27 protein-coding genes are annotated in these 26,036 nt (G+C 64.0%); 7 read left to right on the top strand and 20 right to left on the bottom strand.

The window, feature by feature from the left end:
• Positions 1–88: 88 nt before the first annotated feature.
• From serA to B5V03_RS41295, 10 genes are all read right to left on the bottom strand, one after another.
• Complete coding sequence (gene serA / locus B5V03_RS02970) at positions 89–1,678, bottom strand: phosphoglycerate dehydrogenase (protein ID WP_129267788.1); 1,590 nt, start codon at positions 1,676–1,678, stop codon at positions 89–91.
• Positions 1,679–1,951: 273 nt separating this feature from the next.
• Positions 1,952–3,124, bottom strand: coding sequence for a phosphoserine transaminase (locus B5V03_RS02965; protein WP_129267787.1), 1,173 nt, complete (start codon positions 3,122–3,124; stop codon positions 1,952–1,954).
• Between the two features lie 79 nt (positions 3,125–3,203).
• Positions 3,204–3,395: a hypothetical protein gene (locus B5V03_RS02960; RefSeq protein ID WP_244547669.1), complete on the bottom strand. Its 192-nt coding sequence runs from the start codon at positions 3,393–3,395 to the stop codon at positions 3,204–3,206.
• 173 nt (positions 3,396–3,568) lie between these two features.
• Positions 3,569–4,033 (bottom strand): GNAT family N-acetyltransferase, encoded by a 465-nt coding sequence (locus tag B5V03_RS02955; protein WP_129267786.1) that lies wholly within the window; start codon positions 4,031–4,033, stop codon positions 3,569–3,571.
• 15 nt (positions 4,034–4,048) lie between these two features.
• Entirely contained in the window at positions 4,049–4,639 is a 591-nt protein-coding gene (locus tag B5V03_RS02950) for a glutathione S-transferase family protein (protein ID WP_129267785.1), read from the bottom strand.
• Between the two features lie 75 nt (positions 4,640–4,714).
• Positions 4,715–5,632 (bottom strand): outer membrane protein, encoded by a 918-nt coding sequence (locus tag B5V03_RS02945; RefSeq protein WP_129267784.1) that lies wholly within the window; start codon positions 5,630–5,632, stop codon positions 4,715–4,717.
• 168 nt (positions 5,633–5,800) lie between these two features.
• Positions 5,801–6,646: an outer membrane protein gene (locus B5V03_RS02940; protein ID WP_164987751.1), complete on the bottom strand. Its 846-nt coding sequence runs from the start codon at positions 6,644–6,646 to the stop codon at positions 5,801–5,803.
• Positions 6,647–6,873: 227 nt separating this feature from the next.
• Positions 6,874–8,136: an MFS transporter gene (locus B5V03_RS02935; protein WP_129267783.1), complete on the bottom strand. Its 1,263-nt coding sequence runs from the start codon at positions 8,134–8,136 to the stop codon at positions 6,874–6,876.
• A gap of 140 nt (positions 8,137–8,276) precedes the next feature.
• A complete protein-coding gene (gene glmM / locus B5V03_RS02930) occupies positions 8,277–9,620 on the bottom strand; it encodes a phosphoglucosamine mutase (RefSeq protein WP_129267782.1) in 1,344 nt (447 codons plus the stop codon).
• A gap of 218 nt (positions 9,621–9,838) precedes the next feature.
• Complete coding sequence (locus B5V03_RS41295) at positions 9,839–10,006, bottom strand: hypothetical protein (protein ID WP_164987750.1); 168 nt, start codon at positions 10,004–10,006, stop codon at positions 9,839–9,841.
• A gap of 93 nt (positions 10,007–10,099) precedes the next feature.
• Between B5V03_RS41295 and B5V03_RS02925 the strand changes: the two genes are divergently transcribed.
• On the top strand, positions 10,100–11,236 hold the full coding sequence (locus B5V03_RS02925; RefSeq protein WP_129267781.1) for an alpha-hydroxy acid oxidase: 1,137 nt from the start codon (positions 10,100–10,102) through the stop codon (positions 11,234–11,236).
• Between the two features lie 257 nt (positions 11,237–11,493).
• Here the strand turns inward: B5V03_RS02925 and B5V03_RS02920 are convergent, their stop codons facing one another.
• The 8 genes from B5V03_RS02920 to B5V03_RS02885 form a co-directional block, all read right to left on the bottom strand.
• Positions 11,494–12,117 carry a hypothetical protein gene (locus B5V03_RS02920; protein ID WP_164987749.1) on the bottom strand — a complete coding sequence of 208 codons (624 nt, stop codon included), beginning with the start codon at positions 12,115–12,117 and terminating at the stop codon, positions 11,494–11,496.
• A gap of 76 nt (positions 12,118–12,193) precedes the next feature.
• Positions 12,194–12,820: a hypothetical protein gene (locus B5V03_RS02915; protein WP_129267780.1), complete on the bottom strand. Its 627-nt coding sequence runs from the start codon at positions 12,818–12,820 to the stop codon at positions 12,194–12,196.
• A 66-nt stretch (positions 12,821–12,886) separates the two neighbouring features.
• On the bottom strand, positions 12,887–13,726 hold the full coding sequence (locus B5V03_RS02910) for a shikimate dehydrogenase (protein ID WP_129267779.1): 840 nt from the start codon (positions 13,724–13,726) through the stop codon (positions 12,887–12,889).
• 112 nt (positions 13,727–13,838) lie between these two features.
• Entirely contained in the window at positions 13,839–15,596 is a 1,758-nt protein-coding gene (locus tag B5V03_RS02905; RefSeq protein ID WP_129267778.1) for a SulP family inorganic anion transporter, read from the bottom strand.
• Positions 15,597–15,704: 108 nt separating this feature from the next.
• Complete coding sequence (locus tag B5V03_RS02900) at positions 15,705–15,977, bottom strand: helix-turn-helix domain-containing protein (protein ID WP_015688482.1); 273 nt, start codon at positions 15,975–15,977, stop codon at positions 15,705–15,707.
• Between the two features lie 501 nt (positions 15,978–16,478).
• Complete coding sequence (locus B5V03_RS02895) at positions 16,479–18,527, bottom strand: elongation factor G (protein WP_129267777.1); 2,049 nt, start codon at positions 18,525–18,527, stop codon at positions 16,479–16,481.
• 170 nt (positions 18,528–18,697) lie between these two features.
• Positions 18,698–19,180, bottom strand: a complete 483-nt coding sequence (locus B5V03_RS02890; protein ID WP_129267776.1) for a DUF992 domain-containing protein — start codon at positions 19,178–19,180, stop codon at positions 18,698–18,700.
• A gap of 166 nt (positions 19,181–19,346) precedes the next feature.
• Positions 19,347–20,549, bottom strand: a complete 1,203-nt coding sequence (locus B5V03_RS02885; protein ID WP_129267775.1) for a pyridoxal phosphate-dependent aminotransferase — start codon at positions 20,547–20,549, stop codon at positions 19,347–19,349.
• A gap of 643 nt (positions 20,550–21,192) precedes the next feature.
• On the opposite strand from B5V03_RS02885, the gene B5V03_RS02880 reads away from it, so the two are divergent.
• The 6 genes from B5V03_RS02880 (at position 21,193) to B5V03_RS02860 (ending at position 25,068) form a co-directional block, all read left to right on the top strand.
• A complete protein-coding gene (locus tag B5V03_RS02880; RefSeq protein WP_129267774.1) occupies positions 21,193–21,843 on the top strand; it encodes a glutathione S-transferase family protein in 651 nt (216 codons plus the stop codon).
• 154 nt (positions 21,844–21,997) lie between these two features.
• The gene (locus tag B5V03_RS41290; RefSeq protein ID WP_008135782.1) at positions 21,998–22,174 is read left to right on the top strand and encodes a hypothetical protein; all 177 of its coding nucleotides are present in this window, start codon (positions 21,998–22,000) and stop codon (positions 22,172–22,174) included.
• 73 nt (positions 22,175–22,247) lie between these two features.
• On the top strand, positions 22,248–22,406 hold the full coding sequence (locus B5V03_RS02875) for a hypothetical protein (protein WP_164987748.1): 159 nt from the start codon (positions 22,248–22,250) through the stop codon (positions 22,404–22,406).
• 129 nt (positions 22,407–22,535) lie between these two features.
• On the top strand, positions 22,536–23,345 hold the full coding sequence (locus B5V03_RS02870) for a PAS-domain containing protein (protein WP_129267772.1): 810 nt from the start codon (positions 22,536–22,538) through the stop codon (positions 23,343–23,345).
• A gap of 65 nt (positions 23,346–23,410) precedes the next feature.
• The gene (locus tag B5V03_RS02865) at positions 23,411–23,866 is read left to right on the top strand and encodes a GNAT family N-acetyltransferase (protein ID WP_129267771.1); all 456 of its coding nucleotides are present in this window, start codon (positions 23,411–23,413) and stop codon (positions 23,864–23,866) included.
• A gap of 260 nt (positions 23,867–24,126) precedes the next feature.
• Entirely contained in the window at positions 24,127–25,068 is a 942-nt protein-coding gene (locus B5V03_RS02860; protein ID WP_129267770.1) for an aldo/keto reductase, read from the top strand.
• 16 nt (positions 25,069–25,084) lie between these two features.
• Here the strand turns inward: B5V03_RS02860 and B5V03_RS02855 are convergent, their stop codons facing one another.
• Together B5V03_RS02855 and B5V03_RS02850 are read right to left on the bottom strand one after the other, a co-directional pair.
• Positions 25,085–25,408 carry an antibiotic biosynthesis monooxygenase family protein gene (locus tag B5V03_RS02855; protein WP_129267769.1) on the bottom strand — a complete coding sequence of 108 codons (324 nt, stop codon included), beginning with the start codon at positions 25,406–25,408 and terminating at the stop codon, positions 25,085–25,087.
• Positions 25,409–25,649: 241 nt separating this feature from the next.
• Positions 25,650–26,006: an endonuclease domain-containing protein gene (locus tag B5V03_RS02850; RefSeq protein WP_129267768.1), complete on the bottom strand. Its 357-nt coding sequence runs from the start codon at positions 26,004–26,006 to the stop codon at positions 25,650–25,652.
• Positions 26,007–26,036: the final 30 nt, after the last annotated feature.

The following is a 26,036-nucleotide window of genomic DNA, read 5'->3' as shown; positions in this document are numbered from 1 at the left end:
CCGCCCTCGCGAGAGGGCGGCGTTGTTCCGCAGGTCGGAATATATGATGGCCGTCATTCCGTGGCGCGCGCCGCGGGACGACCTCGCCTCAGAACGTCAGCGCCTTGACCTGCTTGACCTGCGGCAGGGCCTGCACCTTGGCGAGCAGGTCCGCCGGCACCGCGCCGTCGACCTCGACCAGCGCGATGGCGTCGCCGCCCTGTTCGACGCGGCCTAGGTGGAAGGTCGCGATGTTGATCTTCGCGTCACCCAGAAGGCCCGCGAAACTGCCGATGAAGCCGGGCTTGTCCTCGTTAGTGACATAGATCATCGACTTGCCGAACTCGGCATCGACGCGGATGCCCTTGATGTCGACCAGCCGCGGCTTGCCGTCATGATAGACGGTACCGGAGACCGAGCGCTCCTGGCGTTCGGTCGCGACCGTGACGGTGATCAGGCTCTCATAGTCGCTCTGGGCGGCGCGCACGATCTCGTCCACCACCATGCCGCGCTCCTTGGCGACGACGGGGGCTGACACGACGTTGACCTCGCCCAGCATCGGCCGCAGCAGGCCCGACAGCACGGCGGAGGTGATCGCCTTGATCTTCATCTCGGCGACGTGGCCCTCATAGGTGATCTCGACCTTGAGGATGCCGGATTCAGTGAGCTGGCCGGCGAACGAGCCGAGCTTCTCGGCAAGCGCGATGAACGGCTTCAGCTTCGGCGCTTCTTCCGCAGTGATCGAGGGGAAGTTGACCGCGTTCGAGATCGCGCCGGTGAGCAGATAATCCGACATCTGCTCGGCGACCTGGAGTGCGACGTTCTCCTGGGCTTCCGTGGTGGAGGCGCCGAGATGCGGCGTGCAGATCACGTTGGGATGGCCGAACAGCACGTTCGCAGTCGCAGGCTCTTCGACGAACACGTCGAAGGCGGCGCCCGCGATGTGCTTGGAGTTGAGTGCATCGACCACCGCCTGCTCGTCGACGAGACCGCCGCGGGCGCAATTGATCAGGCGCACGCCCTTCTTCATCTTGGCGATCGCGGATGCGTCGATGATGTTCCTGGTCTTCTCGGTGAGCGGCGTATGCAGAGTGATGAAATCGGCACGCTTCAAGAGGTCGTCGAGATCGACCTTCTCGACGCCGATGTCCCTGGCGCGCTCCGGCGACAGGAACGGATCGAACGCGACCACCTTCATGCGCAGGCCGAGCGCGCGGTCGGCGACGATGGAACCGATATTGCCGCAGCCGACGACGCCGAGCACCTTGCCGGTGATCTCGACGCCCATGAAGCGGTTCTTCTCCCACTTGCCGGCCTGGGTCGAGGCGTCGGCCTGCGGGATCTCGCGGGCCAGCGCCAGCATGAGAGTAATCGCGTGCTCGGCGGTCGTGATCGAATTGCCGAACGGCGTGTTCATCACGATGATGCCCTTGGCCGTCGCCGCGGGGATCTCGACATTGTCGACGCCGATACCGGCGCGGCCGATCACCTTGAGGTTGGTCGCCTTCTCCAGGATCTTGGCGGTCGCTTTCGTCGCGGAGCGGATCGCAAGCCCGTCGTAATTGCCGATGATCTCGGCAAGCTTGTCCTTGTCCTTGCCGAGATTGGGCTGGAAGTCGACCTCGACGCCGCGGTCCTTGAATATCTGGACGGCGGCGGGAGAGAGCGCGTCGGAGATGAGAACTTTGGGTTTGGTCATGGGATGTGTCCTTCACCGTCCCTGAGGGAGGATCGGCCCGAGGGCCGGAATGAGGAATTGCTCGGAAGCTCTTTGCACTCCCTCTCTCCGTTCTTACGGGGAGAGGGCATAGGCGGCCTTTGGCCGCCGTTCGTAGAAAGAATGCCGATGCGAAGCATCGGCTATGGTGAGTGGCAGCCACAGGCGAAGTGCTCGTGGAGAGAGCCCCTCACCCGGATCGCTGCGCGACCCGGCCTCTCCCCGTAAGAACGGGGAGAGGCGAAGAAGGAAAACTTACGCCGCCTTGGCGAGCGTGGCCTTGGTCTCGGCGAAGGCCCAGTCGATCCACTGCGTCAGGATCTCGACGTCCTTGGCCTCGACGGTGGCGCCACACCAGATGCGCAGGCCGGCCGGCGCATCGCGGTAATAGGCGAAGTCGTAGCCCGCGCCTTCCTTCTCGATCAGCGCGACCAGCTTCTTCGAGAACTCCGCCTGCGCGTCGTCCGAAAGCGAGGTGAGCGCGGGATCGGTGAACTTCAGGCACACGGAGGTGTTGGAGCGGATCGCCGCGTCCTTGGCCAGGAAGTCAATCCAGGGCGTCTTCGCCTTCCAGTCGGCGAGCACCTTGGTGTTGGCGTCTGCACGCGCGATCAGCGCCTTCAGGCCACCGATCGACTTGGCCCAGTTCAGGGCATCGAGATAATCCTCGACGCAGAGCATCGACGGCGTGTTGATGGTCTCGCCGACGAAGATGCCTTCGTTGATCTTGCCGCCCTTGGTCATGCGGAAGATTTTCGGCAGCGGCCAGGCCGGCTTGTAGGTCTCGAGCCGCTCCACCGCGCGGGGCGACAGGATCAGCATGCCGTGCGCGGCCTCACCACCGAGGGCCTTCTGCCAGGAGAAGGTGACGACGTCGAGTTTTGCAAAATCGAGCGGCTGCGCGAAGGCGGCAGACGTCGCGTCGCAGATCGTGAGACCTTCGCGATCCGCCTTGATCCAGTCGGCGTTCGGCACGCGCACGCCGGAGGTGGTGCCGTTCCAGGTGAAGATGACATCGCTCTTGGGATCGACCTTCGAAAGGTCGGGGATCTCACCGTAAGCCGCGTTGAGCTTGGTGACGTCCTTGAGCTTCAATTCCTTGACGATGTCGCTGACCCAGCCCTCGCCGAAGGATTCCCAGGCGAGCGTGGTGACAGGCCGCGCACCGAGCAGCGACCACAGCGCCATCTCGACCGCGCCGGTATCGGACGCCGGGACGATGCCGATGCGATAATCGGCGGGCACTTCAAGCACTTCGCGCGTCAGATCGATCGCGAGCTTGAGCTTGGTCTTGCCGACCTTCGCGCGATGCGAACGGCCGAGCGCTGCGTCCTTGAGATTTTGGGCGTTCCAGCCGGGGCGCTTGGCGCAGGGGCCGGAGGAGAAATGCGGCACGTTGGGCCGCGAAGCGGGCTTCGCTACAGTCATTGTCTACCCTTCCAGATAGTAAGCCTCCCGTTGGGGGGAGGTGTCCCGCCGCGGCTGATACGGGAAACAGGAAGAGTCGTCAAGGAAGTTCCGGGGCCTCACGCGCGAGTGATGGCGCCTCCGGCGCGATATCAGGGGATTCGACCACGGCGAGCGCGTTCAGCAAGTCCGTGGCATCGCTGATCAATTGCGCGGCTTTGCGGCGGCTGCCGACCTTCAAAATGCATTTGTCATTGGCCTGCACAACGTAGTCGTTGCCGACCTTGATCATGGAATAACTTGTCATTGAAATCCCCGAACCGACCGAGCCCGGTGTCCTGACGCTGCGTAGCACCCTTCGTTCCCCAATCAACGTGAACGACGAACGGGTAGTTTATCAGCTCTTAAGATGAACGAATGCACGATCCGATTTCGCTGATCATGCAACGCCTGCGCGGCGCTGCCTCAAAAGCGGACAGTCATGCCGACATGACTCGCTGTGAATCCGAGCCGCTTGTAGAAGCGCTGCGCGTCCACTCTGCTCGCATGCGTCAGTAGTTCGACCAGATTACAACCGCGCGCTTTTGCTTCGCTCACCGCCCATTGCACCAATTGCTCGCCGATGCCGCGGCTGCGGCAATCGGTGGCAACGCGAACATCTTCGAGCAGGCCGCGGCTGCCGCCTTGCGAGCTGATGCCTGACAGCACCGCGAGTTGCAGGCAGCCGACCACCCTGCCCTCGCTCTCGGCTACGACGAGCGTGAGGTTGGGATCGCGCTCGACCCGCTCGAACGCTTCGTAATAGAGGGCAGGCAGCGGGTCCTCCACGCGCTCGCGGGCGCGCCCGAGATGATCGTCGGCGAGCATCGCGATCATCGCGGGGACGTCGTCGCGGCGCGCGGGACGGATGGAAACGGACTTATCGTTCATAGGGGATTCCAGGGCTCAACGCGCCGGCGGCAGGCCGAGATGGGCCTCCAGCGCGCCGATCCAGCGGCGGATAGCCGCGTAGCGGCCGAGATCGAAGCCGCCTTCATGTGCCACGCGCGTATAGGCCAGCAGCGAGACGTCGGCGAGCGAGACCTCTTCGCCCGCGAAGAAACGGCTTGCCGCCAGGTGCTGCTCCATGCGGTCGAGCGCCGCATAGCCGCGTTTGACCTTCTCGGGGTCAAGCTCGGAGGCGTCCTTGCCGAGATAGACCAGCTGGAAGCGGCACACCGCGATATAGGGCTCGTGGCTGTACTGTTCCCAGAACAGCCATTCATCCATCTTGGCGGCAGCGAACGCGTCGCGCGGGATCAACGCGCTGTCGCGGGCGAGATAGCGGATGATGGCATTGGACTGCGCCAGCGTGCGGCCGTCATCGAAGGCGACGGTCGGCACCTGGCCGGCGCCGTTCATCTCGAGGAATTGCGGCGTGCGCGTCTCGCCCTTGCGGGTGTCGATCTCGATCCACTGGTAAGGCAGCGCGAGCTTGTCGCAGACCCACTTCACCTTGAGACAATTGCCGGAATTGGTATCGCCGTAGATCTGCATCGCTGCCGCCCCGTTTTCGGGCGACAGAGCATCAGGACGGAAGGAAGCTGTCAACCGCGGCGCAAGGGAGCGGCGTCAGAACTTGTAGCCGGCGCCGACGCGGAAATTGTCGAGGCTGACGGAGATATCCTTGACGTTCGAAAATCCGATGTGCTCCCATTCAGCCCGCAGGAACAAGCAGTCCCAGACGGCATATTCGAGGCCTATACCGCCGGTCCATCCGGTGAGGAAGCTGTTCGTTCGCCGCTCGGTCTGTGTTTGGGTGTTCGATCCAAGATTGTCGGTTTGATGGGTCGTGGTGGTCGTGTAGATCGGCACGCCCGCGCCGGTGAAGCCGACCAGCGTCTGAGTGGTCCTGTCGTAATCGTCGAGCTTGGTCCAAGAGACCGTGGCTGAACGCGAGACGTCGGCGCGGCCCACGGCGAGACCGGCGAACGCGTAGGGCATGAAGTCCCCGCCGTCCCAGCCCACCCGTCCTCGGAACGTCACGATGTCCTTGATCTGCAAGGCCGCGCCGCCCGAGAGAGTCGTGTTGTAGGTGTAGGTGTGGCCCGCCGGCGGAGTTTCGCCGGACGGATTGACGATCGCGAGCGACATCGAATCGCTGGCGGCGCTCGCCAGCTTGTTCATGTAATTGTAGTTCGCTTCGATACCGAGCACTGCGTCGTACCACTGCCAATTGCGGCCGACGAACGCGCCGAAGCCGTTGGCCTGAACGTGGTTCTTCGGCAGCAGCGACCATTGCGAGACCGGATCCTGCAACACGCTGTTTCGAAGCATGAAGTTCGTCATCGACTTCGGCGCGTGGCCGAAGTCGACCTGGCTCGAGGTGTAGCCGACCTGGCCGCCGACATAGAAGCCATCCCAATTATGGCTCGCCCTCGACAGGCCGTCGGTGACGCTGCCGCGCAGGATGGGCAGGTCCGGCATGTCGGCCGCATGCGCGGCAGACACCGTCCCCAACATCACCGCTGCCAACAAAAGCCTACGCATCGCAACGCTCCATCGAACTCGAACTTTCGCTGGTGATCATGGCCCGTTAACCTTAACCAATGGTTGCGCCCGACGTTTTCATCGCCACTCGCCATGAAAAATACGCAAAGCAAAACGGCGCGGGAGGACCCCGCGCCGTTAAGACAGTTTAACCGATGAGGCTGACGATCAGCCCTTGGTGACGAGCGGCGGCATATAGGCCGGCGGGCTGTCCAAGTTCCAGCGCACGCCGAGCTTCACGTCGTGCGAGGTGATGTCCTTGAACTTGAAGACGTTGTTAGTGGTCGCGCCGGTGTAGTCCGACAGAACGCCGGTCTGGCCTTCGCCAAGATTGACGTAGCTATAGGCGAGCTCGAGAACCAGGTTCGGATTGACCTTGTAGGCGAGACCCGCATGTGCCGCCCAGGCAAAATTCCACTTCGAACTCGTTGGAGCCGTGGCGAAGCTCGCGGTCGAGAACGGGAGATTGTTGATGCCCGTATCAGAGAAGTTCGCGATCGAAACCCGCGCTGCACCAACGCCGGCACCGACGAACGGCGTGATGCACCACCAGGTACCGAGGTCAACATAGGCGTTCGTCAAGAACAGCCATTCGGACTTGCTGGCGCTGTAGTTGTCGATGCCGCTGTAAGGCAGTCCGCCCGCCGTGCCAGTGAAACGATCGGTCGCCTTGAAGTTGGCGTTGCCGCGATACTGTCCGGTCACGTCAGCACGGAACCAGCTGTTGAAGCGATAGCCGGCACCGATGCCGTAGATGCCGCCCGTGTCGAACGAGGATTGCTGGTTGAACGACGTGAGCTGCGAATAAGCGGACTCGCGAGTATAGTGGACATCCTTGGTCTTCTGATTGCTGAAGCCGATGTCACCGCGGAGATACCAGCCGCCGAAATCGGCGGGCGGGGCCGGGGGCGCGTACATCGGAGGGGGCGCCGCGATCGGCATATCGGCGGCGAACGCCATCGACGAGATCAGGGATGCCGCACCCGCGGCAAGGAGAGACTTAACGCTACGCATTGGCTTCGTCCTTATGGCCGGTGAGGCTAAATACGGGCGCCTCACGTTCTGGAAACTCACGGCCGGACGATCGCACCAAATGTTTAAGCGCCACTTAACCCTAATTTTTAAGGTTGATTTTTTCTGACTGCACACGCGGATGCGGCGCAAGCGTTGCAAAAATGCGGCAGCGCGCGACCTAATTCCTAACGATTTATGAAGCCGCAACGCAGCGAAAAGAAGTTTTGTTAACGCACGTGGCGCGGTAGTTTCGGCAGGAACACCGCAAGCAGGCCGATCGCCGGAAGCCAGGCACAGACCTGGTAGACGAACTCGATCGAGGTGTGGTCGGCGAGCTTGCCGAGCACGGCGGCGCCCAGACCGCCGATGCCGAAGGCGACACCGAAGAACACGCCGGAGATCATGCCGAAGCGGTGCGGCACCAGCTCCTGCGCGAACACGATGATCGACGACGTCGTCGAGGAGATGATCAGGCCGATGATCACAGACAGCACCGCGCTCGCGTAGAGCCCGGCATAGGGCAGCGCCAGCGTGAACGGCAGCGCGCCGAGAATCGAGATCCAGATCACGATCTTGCGGCCGAAGCGATCGCCGAGCGGACCACCGAGAAATGCGCCGACCGCATTCGCCGCAAGGAAGATGAAGAGATACATCTGGGCGGCCTGCGTCGACACGCCGAAACGGTCGATCAGATAGAAGATGTAATAGCTCGACAGGCTCGAGACGTAGAGCTGCTTCGAGAACAAGAGCGCGACGAGCACGAGGAGCGCGACCGCGACGCGGCGCGAGCTCGGCGCATCCGGATGGGCCTGAACCGCGATCGTCTTCTTTGCCTTGATCTGCGGTTCATACCAGCGACCGATGCGCCAGAGGATGACGATCGCAAGGAACGCGATCGAGGAGAACCAGGCGATGCTGCCCTGCCCGAACGGCACCACGATCAGCGCGGCGAGCACCGGCCCCATCGACGTGCCAAAGCTGCCGCCGAGCTGAAACACCGATTGCGCAAAACCATAACGGCCGCCGGAGGCCAGCCGCGCGATGCGCGCGGACTCCGGGTGAAACACCGCCGAGCCGAGGCCGACCAGCGCGGCGGCGACGAGGATGATCAGATATTGGTGCGCAGCGCTGAGCAGCAGCAGGCCGAAGAAGGTCGAGGCCATGCCGATCGACAACGAGTAGGGCTGCGCCTTCTTGTCGGTGTAGTGCCCGACCACCGGCTGGAGCAGCGAGGCCGTGAACTGGAAGGCCAGCGTGATCATGCCGATCTGCGCGAAGTCGAGCGCGTAGGTGTCCTTCAGGATCGGATACACCGAGGCGATCAGCGACTGCATGGTGTCGTTGAGGAAGTGCGAGAAGCTGATGCCTGCAAGCACGATGTAAGCCGGCCCCGCCGCCGTATTGGCAACAGACTTGGCGGCAGGCGCGACGTCGCTGACGACGACGGGCTCGGTCAGCGTTTCCTCTGAGACGACGACAGGCTTGTTCAAGGCAGCATCCCGGCAGGCGCGGCGAACCGCCGCATCGCCTAACTACGATGCAAGCCGCGGACAAACCACCGCCAATCGTCGATGGCTGGGATGCGCGGGCGCTCCCGTCTCTTACCCTCCCCTGGAGGGTAAGAAAGGACTCAGGCCGCCGCCTGGCCGAGCGCGGAGACGATGGTATCGACGACGTCCTCGACCAGGACGCGGTCCTCGCCTTCGCCCATGACGCGGATCACGGGCTCGGTGCCGGAGGAGCGGATCAGCAGGCGGCCGTGGCCGTTGAGCCGCTGCTCGCCGTCGGAGATCGCCGATTTGACGCTGGTATCGTCGAGCGGCTTGCCGCCCTTGTGGCGGACGTTCTTGAGGATTTGCGGCAGCGGATCGAAGCGGTGGCAGACTTCCGACACCGGCCGGCGCGACTTCTGCACCACGGCCAGCACCTGCAACGCCGCAACGAAGCCGTCGCCAGTGGTGGCATAGTCGGACAGGATGATGTGGCCGGACTGCTCGCCGCCGAGATTGTAGCCGCCGCTCAGCATCTGCTCGAGCACGTAGCGGTCGCCGACCGGCGTGCGCACGAGATCGAGCCCCTGCTCTTTCAGGAAGCGCTCGAGGCCGAGATTGGACATCACGGTGGCGACGATGCCGGGACGCGAGAGGCGGCCGTCTTCCTTCCAGCTCTGCGCGATCACCGCGAGCAGCTGATCGCCGTCGACGACATGGCCGCGCTCGTCGACCAGGATGACGCGATCGGCGTCACCGTCGAGCGCAATGCCGATGTCGGCGCGCATCTCGCGCACCTTCCGCGACAGCGCTTCCGGCGAGGTCGAGCCGCAATCCTTGTTGATGTTGAAACCATCAGGCTCGACGCCGATCGGCACCACGTCGGCGCCCAATTCCCACAGCGCTTCCGGCACCACCTTGTAGGCAGCGCCATTGGCGCAATCGATCACGACGCGCAGGCCGTCGAGCGAGAGATCGCGCGGCAGCGTGCGCTTGGCGAATTCGATGTAACGGTCATGCACGCCGTCGATACGGCGGGCGCGACCCAGGCTCGCGCTTTGCGCAAGACGCTTATCAATGGGCTCGTCGAGCAGCTGCTCGATCTGCTTCTCGACGTCGTCGGAGAGCTTAAAACCCTGCGGGCCGAACAGCTTGATGCCGTTGTCCTCGAACAGATTATGCGAGGCCGAGATCATCACGCCGAGATCGGCGCGCATCGACTTGGTCAGCATCGCGACCGCCGGCGTCGGCATCGGGCCGACCAGCAGCACGTCCATGCCGACCGAGGTGAAGCCCGCGACCATCGCGTATTCGATCATGTAGCCGGACAGGCGGGTGTCCTTGCCGATCACGACCCGGTGGCGGTGGTCACCGCGCTGAAATGCAAGGCCTGCGGCCTGGCCGACCTTGAGCGCGAGCTCCGGCGTGATCAGTCCGTTGGCGCGGCCCCGAATCCCGTCAGTCCCGAAATATTTGCGGCTCATATCGTCCCCCACGCAACAACCAGGGACCCCCAACACAACCTCCGGGTGCCCGAACGGACCCCGCATCCCTGATTTGCTGAGGTGTTATAGAGCCATCGCGACTAATTTGGTTTCAAAAAATGTGATTAATCATTACGGAACCGGCCGCACGGGGGCGCCGGTAACATCTTGTTAACACTATAGTTCCGGCCGAGGAACCGGAATGGGAGGGAACCGGCTTACTCGCTGCGCTTCACATGGCCGTCGCCGCGGCTCGGCGCCGGCTGGATGACGTTGACCGGATCGGAGCCCGGGAAGGTCTCCTCCAGGCCCTCTTCGAGCGCGTCCTCGAGGTCCTGCTTCTCCTTGATCTCTTCCGGCGTCGGCTGTCCCCGCGGTTTGCTCATGGCGCCCTCTTCTCAAACGATTTGGCTGTGCATCCAACCATGCTAGATGACCCCTCAATCTTCCGAGACAAGACGGGGCCGGGGAAAACGTTCATGAAGCACATCACCTGTATCGACGACCTTCGCGCACTGCATCAGCGCCGCGTGCCGAAGGCGTTCTTCGATTATTGCGACCGCGGCTCCTACGCCGAGGAAACGCTGCGCGCCAACCGCGACGACATGCAGAACATCAAGTTCCGCCAGCGCATCCTGGTCGACGTCTCCAAGCGCGACACCTCGACCACGATTTTGGGCGAGCCCTCGACCATGCCGCTGATGCTGGCGCCCGTGGGCCTGCTCGGCATGCAGCATGGTGATGGCGAGATCCACGCCTGCCGCGCCGCGCAGGCCGCCGGCATCCCGTTCACGCAATCGACGATGTCGATCTGTTCGATCGAGGACATCGCCGCCAATGTCGAGAAGCCGTTCTGGTTCCAGCTCTACGTCATGAAGGACCGCGGCTTCATCAAGGCGCTGATCGAGCGCGCGATCGCGGCGAAATGCTCCGCGCTGGTGCTGACCGTCGATTTGCAAGTGATCGGACAGCGCCACCAGGACATCAAGAACGGCATGACGGTGCCGCCGGAATGGTCGCTGTCGAAGCTGATCGATTTCGCCACCAAGCCGGCGTGGGTGTCGGGCGTGCTGCAGGGCAAGCGCCGCACCTTCGGCAATCTCGCCGGTCACCTGAAGGTCAGCGACGACATCACCTCGCTGTCGACCTGGATCAACTCGCAGTTCGACACCTCGCTGAACTGGAGCGACATCGACTGGATCCGCTCGATCTGGCCGGGCAAGCTGGTCCTGAAGGGCATTCTCGACGTCGAGGACGCCGAGCTCGCCGCAAAGACCGGGGCGCAGGCGATCGTGGTCTCCAACCATGGCGGCCGGCAGCTCGACGGCGCCCCGTCCTCGATCGAGGTATTGCCCGAGATCGTCGACGCGGTCGGTGACAAGATGGAGATCATGTTCGACGGCGGCATCCGCTCCGGCCAGGACGTGATGCGCGCGCTCGCGCTCGGCGCAAAATCCTGCATGATCGGCCGCGCCTATGCGTATGGCCTGGGGGCCGGCGGCCAGGCCGGCGTCGCCAAGGCGATCGAGATCATCCAGAAGGAATTGCTCACGACGATGGGCCTGTGCGGCGTGAACAAGATCGACGAGATCGACGATCATATCATTGCGGTGTGAGGCGTCTTAACCTCTCCCCGCCCTTCTGCGGGGAGAGGTCGGATTGCCCTCGGCGATGCGAAGCATCGTCCGAAGCAATCCGGGTTGGGGGCAAGGCACACTAGTGCCAAAATGGAAATCCCTCCGACTCCTTCGATGGTCGCGGAGTTGAATGCCCAACACAATCCAAACCGAATTCGCGGAGACAGCCCCTCACCCCACCCTCTCCCCGTAAGAACGGGGCGAGGGAGTGAGAGGACCGCGCGTCCCTTACGCCCTCACATCGGCGGCGTAATCCCGTCGCGGCCGACATTCACCCGGTTGGCCTCCAGCGTGCCGTCCTCCTTCTTCGCGGCACCGAAAATGATCAGCTTGGCGCCGGGCTTGATCTCGGATTTGTCGCTGGCGACGAAGGTGACGATGGGGGTGTCCGGCGGCACCACGACTTTCTTCTCACCGTCCTTGTATTTCACCGTGATGTTCTGGCCGTCGGTGCCCTTAACCGTCTGCGCCACGGTGGCATTGGTCATGGTCGAGTTGGCGCGCGCATCCCACGGGCGAAAGCCTTCGGCGGCACCGCGCTGGTTTTCCGGGAAGATGTGCACGGCGATGGCCTTCTGGGTGCCGTCGGGCTCGGGCATGCCGGTGACGCCGATATAGGAGCCGTCCTTGATCTCCGACAATGAGGTCTTCACCACGGCGAAGACCGCGACATTGTCAGTCATGTTCACCTTCACGTCGGCGCCCTCGCGGGTCTTGATGGCGAGGGTGTTGCCGTCGACGCTCTCGATGGTTCCGCGGATGCGGACCGTCGGCGCTGTCTGCGCCGAGACGGAGACGATAGAAACGACTGCAAATGCAGCCACGACGGCGCGCGGCATCCAGTTATTCAGCTTCGACATGATTGTCCCCTCCAGGGCGTTGCGGCGGTACATCACGGCAACCCCGCGCAACCGCCGCTATTCCCGGTTAAACTGATCACATCGGCGGTGTGAGTCCGTCGCGGCCGACGCTGACGCGGTTGGTCTCGAACGAGCCATCCGGCAATTGCTTCATGAAGGCGATCACCTTGGCGCCGGCCTTCAAATCGGACTTCTCGCCGGGCACGAAGGTCACCACCGGCGTGTCGTCGGGGACAAACACCTTCTTCTCGCCGTCCTTGTACTTGACCAGCAGCGTATGGCCGTCATTGCCGACCACGCTTTCCGACACGGTGGCGTTGGTCATGCTGGAATTGGGCTTGAGGTCGTAGGGCCGCGAGCCCTCACCGGTGCCGCGCATGTTTTCCGGAAACACATGAACCTCGACGGCGTTGTCGTCGCCATCAGGTCCCGGCACGGTGGTGGCGCCGACGAAGGAGCCGACCTTGATGTCGGCGAGTGAAATTTTGGTAATGCCTGACACCTTCACGTCAGGGGCGATGTGGAGCTTGACGTCCTCACCGCTGCGCGACTTGACCTGCATGGTGTCGCCATTGACGCTCTCGATCGTGCCGCGCACGCGCGTCGGCACCGGCGCCTTTTGCGCAACTGCACAGAGGGTGGAAGCAGCCACCATCGCGACGGCGATGAGCGGGCGTGTGAAAGTCGCGCGTTGAATGGTCATGACGGTCTCCGGTTGTCCCCACAGGGGTAGAACTCCGGAGATGGTGCGCTATTCGCGATTCATCTCTCAAGTCTTTGTGAGATCGGCCTCGACCACCGCGCGCAGCTCGGCGGTGACCTGCGGCCGCTGGCCGAACCACAGCTCGAAGCCGCGCACCGCCTGGTGCAAGAGCATGCCGAGCCCGTCGGCGGTCTTCAGGCCGCGCGCTTGCGCAGCCGCCAGCAGCGGCGTCACCAGCGGGACGTAGACGAGATCGGCGACGACGGCCGCTTGCGGCAGGCGCGCCAATTCGACATCGAGTGACGGCTGACCGTGCATGCCGAGCGAAGTCGTGTTCACGAGAAGTCTTGCGCGCGGCAGCACGTCGCCGATCGCGTCCCACGTCACAGGATGCACGTTGGGCCCGAACTCTTTTGCAAGCGTCTCGGCCCGCGCGATGGTGCGGTTGGCCAGATGAATGCGCTTGATGCCGCGTTCGAGCAGGCCGAACACGATTGCGCGCGAGGAGCCGCCGGCGCCCAGCACCAAAGCTTCTTCAGCCCTGTCCCAGCCGGGCGCGCTGGCATCGAGATTGCCGATGAAGCCTTCGACGTCGGTGTTGGTCGCGCGCAGCTCGCCGGCTTCGAACCACAGCGTGTTGGCGGCACCCACGGCCTTGGCGCGCGCATCGGGCGTCGACAGCGCCAGCACGCCCTCCTTGTGCGGAATGGTGACGTTAGCGCCGACGAAACCGCGCAGCGACAGCCGCAGCACGAAGTCGCGCAAATCATCGGGCGGGACCGCCTCGACGACATAGCCGCCCTCGATCCCGAGCGTGCGCAGCCAGTAATGATGGATCAGCGGCGAGCGCGAATGCGCGGCCGGCCATCCGATCAAACAGGCAGCGGGCGTCCTGGGCGCGGTCATCTTTCCCTCGGGTCGTGTTTCCGAGGCGATCCATTTCGCGTCCCGCCGGCTCTGTCAAGCGTGCGGGCGCCGCAGCGTCGATCGGACCGGTCGACTGCGAGAACTCCTCGGGCTAGCTCACGGCCTCGCCAGCGACGGGAGCAGCCGCATCGCGCCCACCCTTGATGTCGGCGACCGCGCGCGCGATGGTCTCGCGGTAGCGGGCGCGCGGCGGCGTCACGCCATGGGTGAGCAGCGCGCGGCGGACGGTGGGCGAGGCCCCCGTGATGAACAGCCGGATGCCGTGGCGGTGCGCCTTGACGGCGACGCGGCCGAGCACGTTCGCCGCGGTCGAATCCAGGAACGGCACCGCGGCGAAGTCGACCACCAAGCCCTTGCGGTTGTCGGCGATGCCGTCGAGCACGTTGCCGATGGCGGAGGCCGCACCGAAGAAGAACGCGCCGGTGATGCGATAGACCAGCACGTCGCGGTCGACCGCGAGCGCTGGATCGTAAGGCACGCGCTCGCCATTGCCGTCGTCGGGACGGTCGTCCGCCACCAGCGGCGAGCGCTCCTCGATGCCCGTCATCTCCGCCATGCGATGGATGAATAGCACCGCGCCGAGCGCGAAGCCGACCAATATGCCCTCGGTCAGATCGCGGAAGATCGTGAGCAGGAAGGTTGCGAGCAGCACGATTGCGTCGCCCCATGACGAACGCAACAGCGTCGCAAATTCCTGCTTCTCCGCCATGGTCCAGGCCACCACCACGAGCACGGCGGCAAGTGCTGCGAGCGGGATATAGCTCGCGAGCGGCGCTGCGATCAGCATGAACAGCAGCAGGAACACCGAGTGCAACATACCCGCCAGCGGCCCACGCGCGCCGGCGCGGATGTTGGTCGCGGTGCGCGCGATCAGGCCGGTCACGCAGATGCCGCCGAACAGCGCCGCGCCGATATTGGCCGCGCCTTGCGCGACCAGCTCGCAATTGGAGCGGTGACGGCGCCCGGTCATGCCGTCGGCCACCACCGCCGACAGCAGCGATTCAATCGCGGCGAGCAGCGCAAACGCAATCGCATCCGGCAGCACCGCTTGCGCCTTCGCCAGCGAGAAGGTGGGGAATGCCGGCGACGGCAATTCGCGCGGGATGCCGCCGAAGCGCGAGCCGATAGTCTCGACCGGCAGCGACAGCACGGCACTCACGACCGCCGCCAGCACGACCGCGATCAGGATGCCGGGCCAGGACGGCCGCCAGCGTCGCAAGCCCGCAATGATGGCGATGCTGACGATTGCGACAGCGATAGCGGACGGATTGATCGTATGCAGGCCGCCGGCGAGCGCTACGAGTTTTGGCACAAACTCGCTCGGCTCCTTCCCCACCAGCGTGATCCCTGAGAGATCGCGGAGCTGGCTCGCAAAGATGATCACGGCGATGCCGGCGGTGAAGCCGACCGTGACGGGATAGGGGATGAACTTGATGTAGGTGCCGATGCGGAGCAGGCCTGCGGCGATCAGGAACAGGCCCGCCATCATGGTGGCGAGGATGACACCATCGACGCCGTGCCGCTCCGCCGTCAACGCGACCAGCACGATGAAGGCGCCCGCAGGCCCGCCGATCTGGAAGCGGCTGCCGCCGAGCAGCGACACGATGAAGCCGCCGACCACCGCAGTATAGAGGCCGCGGTCCGGCGTCACGCCCGAGGCGATTGCGATCGCCATCGACAGCGGCAGCGCCACGATCGCGACCGTGAGGCCCGCGAACACGTCGGCGCGGAAATCGGCAAGGCCATAGCCCTCGCGCCAGACGGTGACGAGTTTTGGCAGGTAGAGTTCGGTAAAGGTCGGCTGACGATGCTGGTGCAGCTTGCCTGCGTGTTCGCCCGTGATGCTCATTTCGGCAAGTGCTCCGCTGCCCACAATGCTCGGATGCATCGTGCGGCCGCGTGCTTCGGCGCGACGGTGCGTTAGTTCAAACTGCTCTCGAGCATGATCATCGCGGGATCACGCCCCCACCCGGCGTGGCGGCCCCGGCTCTTTCAGCCGAACGCCGCGTCCGCCGCCTTCGCTGCGCGCCTGTTCGCCGATCAGCTCGACGCCGGCCCGCTCGAACGCATCGACCACTCTCATCAAGGTCTCGACCACGCCACGAACATTGCCGGTCGACGCCTCCATCCGCTGGATGGTCGGCAGCGAAACGCCGGCGAGCTCGGCCAAGGTTTTCTGATCGATGCCGAGCAACGCACGGGCTGCCCGCATCTGGAATGACGTGATCACCTTAGCCTCACGTATCAGCGGTTATAAGTGATATCTGATGCGTATACAATGATGTAAAATACATCATCTGGAGGCAGATGCAAGTGCTCTTGGCCAGCATCTCCTAGGCCGCTGCAACGCTGTTAGCTCCGTCGTCCTGAGGTGCGAGGCATGGGACGCAACGCGTCCCATGCAGAGCCTTGAAGGATGTACGGCCGAGATGCAGCCGGGCCGTCGCCCTTCGAGGGCCGCTGAAGAAGCGGCCGCCTCAGGGTGACGGTGATGGAGTTGCGCCGTGGCTCCACACTCCGTCATTGCGAGGAGCACTTGCGACGAAGCAATCCAGGCTGCCTCCGCGGAGAGATTCTGGATTGCTTCGCTGCGCTCGCAATGACGTGGAAAGAGGCGCGGCCCGAAACGAAGCGCTGTGCCCGCTGACGCAGCCCCTCACCCCTCTCTCTCCCCGTAAGAACGGGGAGAGGGAGTGAGAGAGTTGCGCCTTCCTTACCGCGCGAAATCCGATCACGCCGCGTGTTGATGCGCGGCGATGATCTGGTCGGCGGCGCGGCCCGTGACTTCGGCCATGTGGTCGAACTGGCGCGTAAAACTGCCGGCACCGGCCGTGGCCGAGCGCAGCTCTACGATCAGCTCGCCGATCTCGGCTTCCGGCATCATGGCGCGGACGCAGTCCCAGCCGTTCCAGCCATCGCGGGTGTCGAAGCCGAGGATCTGGCCGCGCCGCGCCGACAGGATCGCGTTGATCTTGGCGGTGGCATCGGTCGGGCAGACGATTTCGACCACGTGGATCGGCTCCAGCAACACCGGCTGACATTGCGGCAGGCCTTCGTTGAGCCCGATCCGCGCCGCCGTGCGGAAGGCGAGGTCGGAGGAATCGACGCTGTGATAGGAGCCGTCGGTCAGCGTCACCTGCACATCGGTGACGGGGAAACCGAGCGGACCGCGCGTCAATCCGTCGACGACACCTTCCTCCACCGCGCCGATGTAGTTGCGCGGCACCGCGCCGCCGACCACCTTCTCGGAGAACTTGAAGCCGTCGCCGCGCGGCATCGGCCTGATGTCGAGCACGACGTCACCGAACTGGCCGTGGCCGCCGGACTGCTTCTTGTGGCGGCCGCGCTGGGTGATCGGCTTGCGGATGGTTTCCTGATAGCCGATCGCGGGCGGATGCGAGGCGAGCTTGATGCCGAAGCGATCGCGCAAGCGCTCGCTGGCGACGCGCAGATGCATCTCGCCCTGTCCCCACAGCACGGTGTCGTGGGTCTGGGGGTTCTGCACGATGACGAGCGAAGGATCTTCCTCGTGCAGCCGCATCAGTGCCTGGCCGAGCTTGACGTCGTCCTTGCGGTCGGTGGCCGCGACCGAGATCGCGAGCACCGGCGGCGTCGGCTCGCTGGCTGCGAGCGCAGCCGGCGGGGCCTTGCCGTTCGTAACAGTGTCGCCGGTCCTTACGGGATCGAGCTTGGCGAGTGCCACTGTATCGCCGGCTTCGGCCGAGGCACGCTTGGTCTCGTAGGCGCCGTTGACGGCGAGGATGCCGGAGATGCGGCTGGCTCCGCCGGAGGAGGATTGCAGCGTGGCACCGTCGTCGAGATGGCCGGCGAGCAGCCGCGTCAGCGACAGCTTTCCACCGTGCTGCGAATGCAGCGTCTTGAAGACGAAGCCGAGTGCATCCTTCGTCTCGGGAACACCGAGACGTTTGGCGGTTTCCGCGACACCGGGCGCCTCGTGGCGCAGCGCTTTCATCAGACGCAGCACGCCATTTTCGCGCGCAGCGGCGCCAAGCAGCACGGGACAGATCAGACCTTCGCGCAATTCGCGCGCGAGATCATCAAACACGGCATCGCGCGGCGGCTGGATGTCCTCGAGCAGCTGCTCCATCAGCGCGTCGTCGTGATCGGCGAGCTTCTCCAGCATCGAGAAGCGGGCCTCCTTCTCACGATCAAGATCGCCGCCTTCGAGCGCGACCACTTCGGAGGCCTTGTGCTCGCGATAGATGAACGCACGTTCCAGCGCGAGATCGACAAAGCCCTCGATCAGCTCGCCCTTCCAGATCGGGATCTGGCGCAGCACCAGCGGCACGCGCGAGGCGGGCTGGAGCATCGCGAGCGACTCGCGGATGCGCTTGTTGGCGCGGTCGATCTTGTTGAGGAAAAGGAAACGCGGGATCTTCAGTTCCTCCAGCTCGCGCAGGATGATCTGAAGCTGCGGCAGCTTCTTCTCGTCGGCCTCGCAGACCACGATCGCGGCGTCGACCGCGGGCAGCACGGCGCGCATATCGTGGGCGAACTCGACGGAACCGGGACAATCCAGGAAGGTGTAGCTGTCGCCCATGAAACTCGTGGTGGCGGCAGTCAGCCCAACGGTCATCTTGTGATGACGGGCCTCGGCACTGGCGTCGCCGACGGAAGTTCCGGCGTCGACGCTGCCGGCGCGCGGGATTGCGCCCGTTCGCGCCAGTATTGCTTCGAGAAGTGTGGTTTTACCGCTTTGGAAAGGGCCCACCAGCGCAATGCACCGTGGACCTCGGGGACTTCTGACGTCTTGTCCCATTCGCCGCCTCCTTGGTGTGGAGCTCGGCCCATGATTGGGTCGGCAAGCACAGATGCTCTGCCCGTCCCCGAGATTTGGCAAGCGTCAAACGTCGCTGCGGTGCGTCGTCGCGGAAACGCGCCGATGAAACGGCGCGTCCCACGCAATTTCAAATCGTTAACGGCCGGATCTTAGCGACCGGGCCGAAGTTCCAGGCTTTCGAGGCCGGCCGCGACGTTGAGGCCGACCTGGCCCTGCACGCTGAGCGGCTGGAGCGCGATCGAATTGTTGGAGCCGCCGATCAGCGCGTTGCCGCCGACACCGACGCCGACCGAGGCGCTGCCCTGCGCGCCCGCGTAATTGCCGGAGAGATCGCCGGGGCCGAGCCGGTCGACCGGCGCAAACACGCCCCAGGCCAGCGTGGTTTCCTGGGTGATGCCGATGTCGAGGCCCACTTTACGGATCGTCGCGACGTAGCGATCTTCCGGCACACCGTCGGCACGCAACACGCAGCCGAGATTGGTCACGGAGCCCACGATGAAGCCGACGCTGGCGCCGCCACGGCATTCGAGCACGCCGACCCGCACCATCCGCTGCTGCTGAGCGCCGCTATTTGCGACGGAGGCAACGAGGCTGGCGGCAGTGAGCCCGGCGAGGATGAACGAACGGCGCATGAATGTCTCCGGCGATGAATGTGATGCGAGCAGAGAGGGCGCGGCACACGCCGCGCGATGGTCTATGCCACAACATTCCTGGGCGTGCCAGATTGCACCAGCAATAAAAAGGCCCGCGCGAAGCGGGCCTTTCCAATTTGCACTGTCGCGACAGACTTACCGCAGATTACCGCAGATTACCGCAGAAGCGCTGGATGCGCTTGCAGGCGTCTTCGAGGTCGGAGGTCTTGGTGGCGTAGGAGATACGGAATGCCGGGCCGAGGCCGAAGGCCGAGCCCTGCACCACCGCGACGCCTTCGGTCTCGAGCAGCTCGGTGACGAAGGTCTCGTCATTGTCGATCACCTTGCCCGACGGCGCGGTCTTGCCGATCGTGCCGGCGCAGGACGGATAGACGTAGAACGCGCCTTCGGGACGCGGGCACTCGATGCCCTTGGCCTGGTTGAGCATGGAGACGACGAGGTCGCGGCGCTCCTTGAACACCTTGTTGTTGGCGGGGATGAAGTCCTGCGGACCGTTCAGCGCTTCGACCGCAGCCCATTGCGCAATCGAGGACGGGTTCGAGGTCGACTGCGACTGGATCGTCGACATCGCCTTGATCAGCTGCGCCGGACCACCGGCATAGCCGATGCGCCAGCCGGTCATGCAATAGGCCTTCGAGACGCCGTTCACGGTGAGCGTGCGGTCGTAGAGTTTCGGCTCGACCTGCGCGACGGTGGTGAACTGGAAGTCGTCATAGACGAGGTGCTCGTACATGTCGTCGGTCATCACCCACACATGCGGATGCCTGACCAGCACGTCGGTGAGCGCCTTCAGCTCGGTCCTGGTATAGGCCGCGCCGGTCGGGTTCGACGGCGAGCACAGGATCACCCATTTGGTCTTCGGCGTGATCGCGCGCTCGAGCGCCTCGGCCTGGAGCTTGAAGCCGGTCGCGGCGGTGCAGACCACCGGCACCGGCTCGCCGCCGGCGAGCGCCACCATCTCGGGATAGCTGACCCAGTACGGCGCGGGGATGATCACCTCGTCGCCCGGATTGATGGTCGCCATCAGCGCGTTGTAGAGCACCTGCTTGCCGCCGGTGCCGACGATGATCTGGTTCGGCTTGTAGACGACGCCGTTCTCGCGCTGAAACTTGCCGATGATGGCTTCCTTCAGCTCGGGGATGCCGTCGACCGCGGTGTACTTGGTCTTGCCGGCTTCGATGGCGTGGATCGCGGCCAGCTTGATGTTGGCGGGCGTGTCGAAGTCGGGCTCGCCGGCGCCGAGGCCGATGACGTTGCGGCCCGCCGCTTTCAGCGCGCGTGCTTTATCCGTCACCGCGATGGTTGCGGACGGCTTCACACGGTCGAGCGCAGCGGCAAGGAAGGACATCGTCATCTCCTGACAAGCGTCGTGAACCCTATGGCCTCACGACTCCAATTGTGGGAATGCAGACACCCTAAAACGTGTGCCGCTGCACCGCAAGAAACTTCAGCCCGATCTCGCAAAAGTTTACGGGATTTGGAGTGTTTCAAGGCAATTTTCCGCAACTTTGCCGCGCGAACACCTTATATCCGGCAAGGCTTGTCCTCGGAGCAATTTTGGGCGTTTAGAGCGCCGCGCAACCAGAACGTCGTCATGCCCGGGCTTGTCCCGGGCATCCACGTTCTTGGTTCTGCGTGGCAAGGCGTGGATGGCCGGGACATAGGCGAGCGGAAGCGACGCCGTCCTTTGGACGGCTATGCCCGGGCATGACGATGCGGAAGCACTAACGCCCTAACGCTGATTGCTTCCCGCTCACCAATGCACGGCGCGATGCGTCCGCGCGTTGACGCAAGCGTGATCTGATTTGCATCGTGGTGTGGAAATGATCTTCCGCGGCATTGCAGTGCGGTAGGGTTTTCGAGTTTTTCTATTGGCCGGCCCTTGCGGCGGATTCGCATCGGCATCATTGTCTAGCCGCGGCGCGGGGCAACAAGCGCCGCGCCTTCCCGTCCTCAGTTCAGAATTCCAAGCTCGGTTTAGAACTCCCAGAATGTACAAGCTCTATTCGATGCAACGCTCGGGCAACAGCTACAAGGTCCGCCTTGCGCTGGCGCTGTTGAACTTGCCTTACGAAGCCGTCGAGGTGGACATTCTGCGCGGCGAGAGCAAGACGCCGGACTTCCTGTCCAAGAACCCGTCCGGACAAGTGCCGCTGCTCGAGGTCGGCGCCGATCGTTATCTTGCCGAGTCCAACGCCATCCTCTGGTACGTCGCGGTCGGCACGCCGCTCGCGCCGGAGAACCGCATCGACCGCGCCGAGGCGCTGCAATGGATGTTCTTCGAGCAGCACGCGCTCGAGCCGAACATCGGCGCCGCCTATTTCTGGCTGTCGCTGGTGAAGGGCGGCCGCGATCTGCAGACCCACGCGCTGGAGGACTGGATGGAACGCGGCTATGGCGCGCTCCAGGTGATGGAGAACCACCTCAAGACCAATTCCTATTTCGCCGCCCGCCAGCTCACGGTCGCCGACATCGCGCTGTACGGCTACACCCATCTCGCCGACCGCTGCGACTTCGACCTCCAGGCCTTCCCGGCGATCCGGGACTGGTTGAAGCGCGTGGAAGCGGCCCCCGGCTTCGTGGCGATGGACTGGCGGCCGGCGGACGTCGACGACCCCGCCAGCATTGCAGCTGGCGCCTGAAAGCGGGCCGGCGTTAAGAAATAACGGGCATATCGTTAACCTTTGCCGTAATCCCGCCATTTTCATTGCTGGAGCCGCCGCAATATTGCCGGTTGCAACAGCGAAGTTGTTCGGCGTCGCGGGTGATTCGCTCGCACGTTGAAGGATTTAGACCATGATTCGGGCGTCCGGCACGGCAGGCTTTCAAAGCCGTCCCGATACCGTCGCATCTTCCCGGTTGACCCACGCGGTGGCGGCCTCGCTCGCCGTCGCCGCGCTGTCGCTGTGTCTGATCGTCACCCTCACGGTGCTGTCGACCAAGGCGACCATGGCGATGGGCCTGCCGGTCTGATCCCCGTCTCATCCTCGACCAGCCTTCAAGGCGCCGCGTGGCCCGCGCCAACCGGCATCGCGATGGGACGTCGATGAAATCACCTGTGGTCATCGTGGCAATCACCCTGACTGCGGCCATCCTGGTCGCGGCATCGCTGCTGATTTTCACCGGCATGCGGAAGAGCTCGGGGACCTCGACGCTGAATGCGCCCGCATCGCAGCAACGCCTCAGGCACGTGCATTTGGTCTAAAATCATCTGAAAGCTTTGCGCGGCGCGCCAAGCGCGCCTTAAGCGTCCTGCGCGAATTCGCACTGCAACAGAGCAACGATCAGTCAGTGTTGCGGCCTTTCCTCGTTCAGGGAGGAACGAGACAGGCCCATGCGGTTCGGATGGCGTGCGATCTCCGGTCCGGTGCTAACGGTAGCGATCACGCTGCTGGCGATCCTGCTTGATCGCTTTGTCCCCGTCCCCTCGCCTGCACCACTGTTCGTCTGCATCGTGGCGCTTGCCGGCGCACTGTCGGGTTTGGGCTCCGCCATGATCAGCGCGGGCCTCGCGGTGATCTGCGCGGCACTGTTCTTTCTCAACCACCGCGGTGTTGCTTTTGCGCCTGCAGACCTGGTGCGGCTCGGCCTGCTGGCTGCAACAGCGGCCGGCACAGCAGCGATCACCGGCCTGATGCGCGAGCGGCTGCTCGGCACGTTTGCCGCCGAGCGCCAAAGCCACGCCACCGCCGCGCGGCTGTCGGCTGCGCTCGACCAGGTCGACATCGGCATCGTGCTGCTCGATGCCGAGACGCGCGCCGAATTCATCAACCGCGCCTTCCGCGACTATTTTGCGCTGCCGGACGAGATCGCCGACGGCAAGCCGCCCTTCGTCGCGCTGATGTATCATGGCCGTGACACCGGCGCGTTCGAGCTGCCGGAGGACGAGCTCGCCACCTTCATCGCGCAGCGCATGGAGATGGTGCGGATCGGCGATGCCACGCCGATCAACATCGCCTTGCGCAGTGGCGAGGTGCTGCGCTTCGTCTGCGCCGTGCTGCCCGACGGCGGCCGCATGCTGAGCTATACGCCGGTCACCGACCTCGTGCGCCACACCGACGCGCCCACGCGCGCCGACTACTACCGCTCGCTGCGCGATCCCACGGGCCGCAAGCTGATCCGGTATTTGCGCGTTGCGGAGTAGGCGCGATTGATCAGCACGCCCATCATCACGTATGAAGGGCGCTGCATCGATCGCGGGATCCTCACATGTCGCTCATCATTCGCTCCGTCGCACGGCAGGATTACGATCAATGGCTGCCGCTGTGGGACGGCTATAACGCCTTCTACGGCCGCTCCGGCCCGACCGCGCTCGCACCCGAAATCACTAAGGTGACGTGGCAGCGCTTCTTCGATGCCTATGAGCCGGTGCACGGACTGGTCGCCGAGAGCGACGGCAAGCTGCTCGGCATGACGAACTATCTGTTCCATCGCAGCACCACCGCGATCGAGCCGTCCTGCTATTTGCAGGATCTGTTCACGACTGAGGCCGCACGCGGCAAGGGTGTCGGCTCGGCGCTGATCCATGGTGTATATGAGCGGGCGAAGCTCGCAGGATCGCCGCGGGTCTACTGGCAGACGCACGAGACCAACGTCACCGCGCAGAGCCTCTACGACAAGGTGGCCGAGCGATCCGGCTTCATCGTCTATCGCAAGATCTTCTGATCCGGCGGCCTCGGGACCTGTGGATAACTCTGCCTGTCACCGGCGCGTAACACACCGGGATTAAGTTGCAGTTGCGTCTGATCAGGCCCCCCGTCACCGATCAAGCGCCCCAAGCGGTCCCCGTCAGTCGCCGCGTCTGACAGGGGCCGCATTTTTTTGTCCGGCGTCTATCGCAGCATGGCAGCAACGCGGCTGGCGTATTGCCGCAGCGTTGCACCGCGGTCACAATAGGCCGCTGCTTTCTCCTGACAGGACCTCCCATGGAAATTCGTAATCTCGGCGCCTCCGGCCTGCGCGTGTCTGCAGTCGGGCTCGGCTGCAACAATTTCGGCCAGCGCATCGACCTCGAGGCCTCGCGCAAGGTGATCCATCGCGCGCTCGATCTCGGCATCACGCTGTTCGACACCGCCGACATCTATTCGAACATGGGCGGCTCGGAAAACGTGCTCGGCGCGGTGCTCGGCGATCGCCGCAAGGACATCGTGCTGGCGACGAAATACTCCAAGCCGATGGCGGAGGACGGCACCAAGCAGGGCGCCTCGCGCCGCTACATCATGGCCGCCGTGGACGCGAGCCTGAAGCGGCTGAAGACCGATTACATCGATCTCTACCAGCAGCACGACTATGACCCGCTGACGCCGATCGAGGAGAGCCTGCGCGCGCTCGACGATCTCGTCCGCCAGGGCAAGGTCCGCTACATCGGCAATTCGAACTTTCCGGCGTGGCGGATTGCGGAAGCGGAGTACGTCGCACGCGCGATGAATGTCAGCCGCTTCGTCTCCTGCCAGGACGAATATTCCCTCGTCGTGCGCGACATCGAGAAGGACCTGTTGCCGGCAGCTGCAGAATACAAGCTCGGCCTGTTGCCGTTCTTCCCGCTCGCCAGCGGACTTCTGACCGGCAAATATAAAAAGGGCGAGGCCGCGCCCGGCGACACGCGCTTCGGCCAAACTGCGCGACTGCGCGACCGCTACGTCACGCCACGCAACGAGGACATCGTCGAGAAGCTCCAGGCCTTCGCGAAGGCGCGCGGCCATAGCATGCTCGAGCTCGCCTTCTCCTGGCTCGCCGCGCGCCCGCAGGTCTCGAGCGTCATTGCGGGGGCCACCCGTGCCGAGCAGATCGAGCAGAACGTCAAAGCGATCGCGTGGAAGCTCAGCGCCGAGGAGATGGCTGAGATCGACAAGATCACGCTGGGCTGATCTTTACGGCGCGGCGCTATTTGGCGCCGCGTCCGACCGTCTGCATCACCTCAAAACCTTCGAACTGGGGATGGCCGAGATAAGTCGGCTTGGTGTCCCCGGCGCGGGCATGAGCAGCACGAAACGCCTCCGATTTGGTCCACGCCTCGAATGCTGCGTGATTGGCCCAGATCGTATGCGATGCGTAAAGCGTGTGGTCCTCGGCTTCCGGCCCGCGCAGCAGATGGAATTCGACGAAGCCCGGCACCTTGTCCAGATGCGTGTCCCGCGAAAGCCAGACCTGCTCGAAGGCGGCCTCAGAGCCCTTGGCGACGCGGAAGCGGTTCATGGCGATGTACATGGGTATGGTCTCCACAAGTAAGGGAAGCACCGCCCTCTCGCTCCCTCGCCCCGTTCTTACGGGGAGAGGGTGGGGTGAGGGGCTGCTTCCGCGAATTCGGTTTGAATTGTAGGCGAAGCGCGTGCCGCGCGCACTGATGTTATGCGCGTCGGATGGACTACTTCTTTGGGCAACAGTGTGCCCTGCCCCTCACCCGGATCGCTGCGCGATCCGACCTCTCCCCGCAAAGGGCGGGGAGAGGTTAAGGGGTGTCTTCCGTCTCCGCGAGTTCGGACTGAATGACGGTGAGAACACCTTCGATATTCCCAAGGACCTCGTTGTTCCAAAAGCGAAGTACCTTGTACCCCTTCTCGCTTAGGCGTTCATCACGAACAGCATCTGCTGCGGATTCATGATGCTGCCCGCCGTCGACCTCGATGACGATCCGCTTCTCGCGACACACGAAATCACAGATATATCCGATGATCGGCTCTTGCCTGACGAACCTGTGCCCGTCGATCCTCCGGTTGCGAATGCGATTCCAGAGAACCGTCTCAGCGTCGGTCTGATCGGTGCGTAAGCGTCTTTGCGAGTCGGATGGGTCTTTCGTTGTGGCCACGCATTGCCCTACCTGCCCGTCATGACGCAC

The organism is Bradyrhizobium betae, assembly GCF_004123905.1.
Classification (GTDB): domain Bacteria; phylum Pseudomonadota; class Alphaproteobacteria; order Rhizobiales; family Xanthobacteraceae; genus Bradyrhizobium; species Bradyrhizobium betae_A.
The sequence above is the reverse complement of the archived record's forward strand: the minus strand, read 5'-3'. Positions and strand labels throughout refer to the sequence as shown.

Bases quoted from the DNA above. Each gene is read 5' to 3' on its own strand.
- B5V03_RS02860 (WP_129267770.1), top strand. From the start codon at position 24,127: ATGGAAATTCGTAATCTCGGCGCCTCCGGCCTGCGCGTGTCTGCAGTC.
- B5V03_RS02905 (WP_129267778.1), bottom strand. From the start codon at position 15,596: ATGAGCATCACGGGCGAACACGCAGGCAAGCTGCACCAGCATCGTCAG.
- B5V03_RS41290 (WP_008135782.1), top strand. From the start codon at position 21,998: ATGATTCGGGCGTCCGGCACGGCAGGCTTTCAAAGCCGTCCCGATACC.
- B5V03_RS02870 (WP_129267772.1), top strand. From the start codon at position 22,536: ATGCGGTTCGGATGGCGTGCGATCTCCGGTCCGGTGCTAACGGTAGCG.
- B5V03_RS02885 (WP_129267775.1), bottom strand. From the start codon at position 20,549: ATGTCCTTCCTTGCCGCTGCGCTCGACCGTGTGAAGCCGTCCGCAACC.
- B5V03_RS02875 (WP_164987748.1), top strand. From the start codon at position 22,248: ATGAAATCACCTGTGGTCATCGTGGCAATCACCCTGACTGCGGCCATC.
- glmM (WP_129267782.1), bottom strand. From the start codon at position 9,620: ATGAGCCGCAAATATTTCGGGACTGACGGGATTCGGGGCCGCGCCAAC.
- B5V03_RS02865 (WP_129267771.1), top strand. From the start codon at position 23,411: ATGTCGCTCATCATTCGCTCCGTCGCACGGCAGGATTACGATCAATGG.
- B5V03_RS02895 (WP_129267777.1), bottom strand. From the start codon at position 18,527: ATGGGACAAGACGTCAGAAGTCCCCGAGGTCCACGGTGCATTGCGCTG.
- B5V03_RS02940 (WP_164987751.1), bottom strand. From the start codon at position 6,646: ATGCGTAGCGTTAAGTCTCTCCTTGCCGCGGGTGCGGCATCCCTGATC.
- B5V03_RS02955 (WP_129267786.1), bottom strand. From the start codon at position 4,033: ATGAACGATAAGTCCGTTTCCATCCGTCCCGCGCGCCGCGACGACGTC.
- B5V03_RS02925 (WP_129267781.1), top strand. From the start codon at position 10,100: ATGAAGCACATCACCTGTATCGACGACCTTCGCGCACTGCATCAGCGC.
- B5V03_RS02890 (WP_129267776.1), bottom strand. From the start codon at position 19,180: ATGCGCCGTTCGTTCATCCTCGCCGGGCTCACTGCCGCCAGCCTCGTT.
- B5V03_RS02965 (WP_129267787.1), bottom strand. From the start codon at position 3,124: ATGACTGTAGCGAAGCCCGCTTCGCGGCCCAACGTGCCGCATTTCTCC.
- B5V03_RS02945 (WP_129267784.1), bottom strand. From the start codon at position 5,632: ATGCGTAGGCTTTTGTTGGCAGCGGTGATGTTGGGGACGGTGTCTGCC.
- B5V03_RS02910 (WP_129267779.1), bottom strand. From the start codon at position 13,726: ATGACCGCGCCCAGGACGCCCGCTGCCTGTTTGATCGGATGGCCGGCC.
- B5V03_RS02960 (WP_244547669.1), bottom strand. From the start codon at position 3,395: ATGATCAAGGTCGGCAACGACTACGTTGTGCAGGCCAATGACAAATGC.
- serA (WP_129267788.1), bottom strand. From the start codon at position 1,678: ATGACCAAACCCAAAGTTCTCATCTCCGACGCGCTCTCTCCCGCCGCC.
- B5V03_RS02880 (WP_129267774.1), top strand. From the start codon at position 21,193: ATGTACAAGCTCTATTCGATGCAACGCTCGGGCAACAGCTACAAGGTC.
- B5V03_RS02915 (WP_129267780.1), bottom strand. From the start codon at position 12,820: ATGACCATTCAACGCGCGACTTTCACACGCCCGCTCATCGCCGTCGCG.
- B5V03_RS41295 (WP_164987750.1), bottom strand. From the start codon at position 10,006: ATGAGCAAACCGCGGGGACAGCCGACGCCGGAAGAGATCAAGGAGAAG.
- B5V03_RS02855 (WP_129267769.1), bottom strand. From the start codon at position 25,408: ATGTACATCGCCATGAACCGCTTCCGCGTCGCCAAGGGCTCTGAGGCC.
- B5V03_RS02950 (WP_129267785.1), bottom strand. From the start codon at position 4,639: ATGCAGATCTACGGCGATACCAATTCCGGCAATTGTCTCAAGGTGAAG.
- B5V03_RS02920 (WP_164987749.1), bottom strand. From the start codon at position 12,117: ATGTCGAAGCTGAATAACTGGATGCCGCGCGCCGTCGTGGCTGCATTT.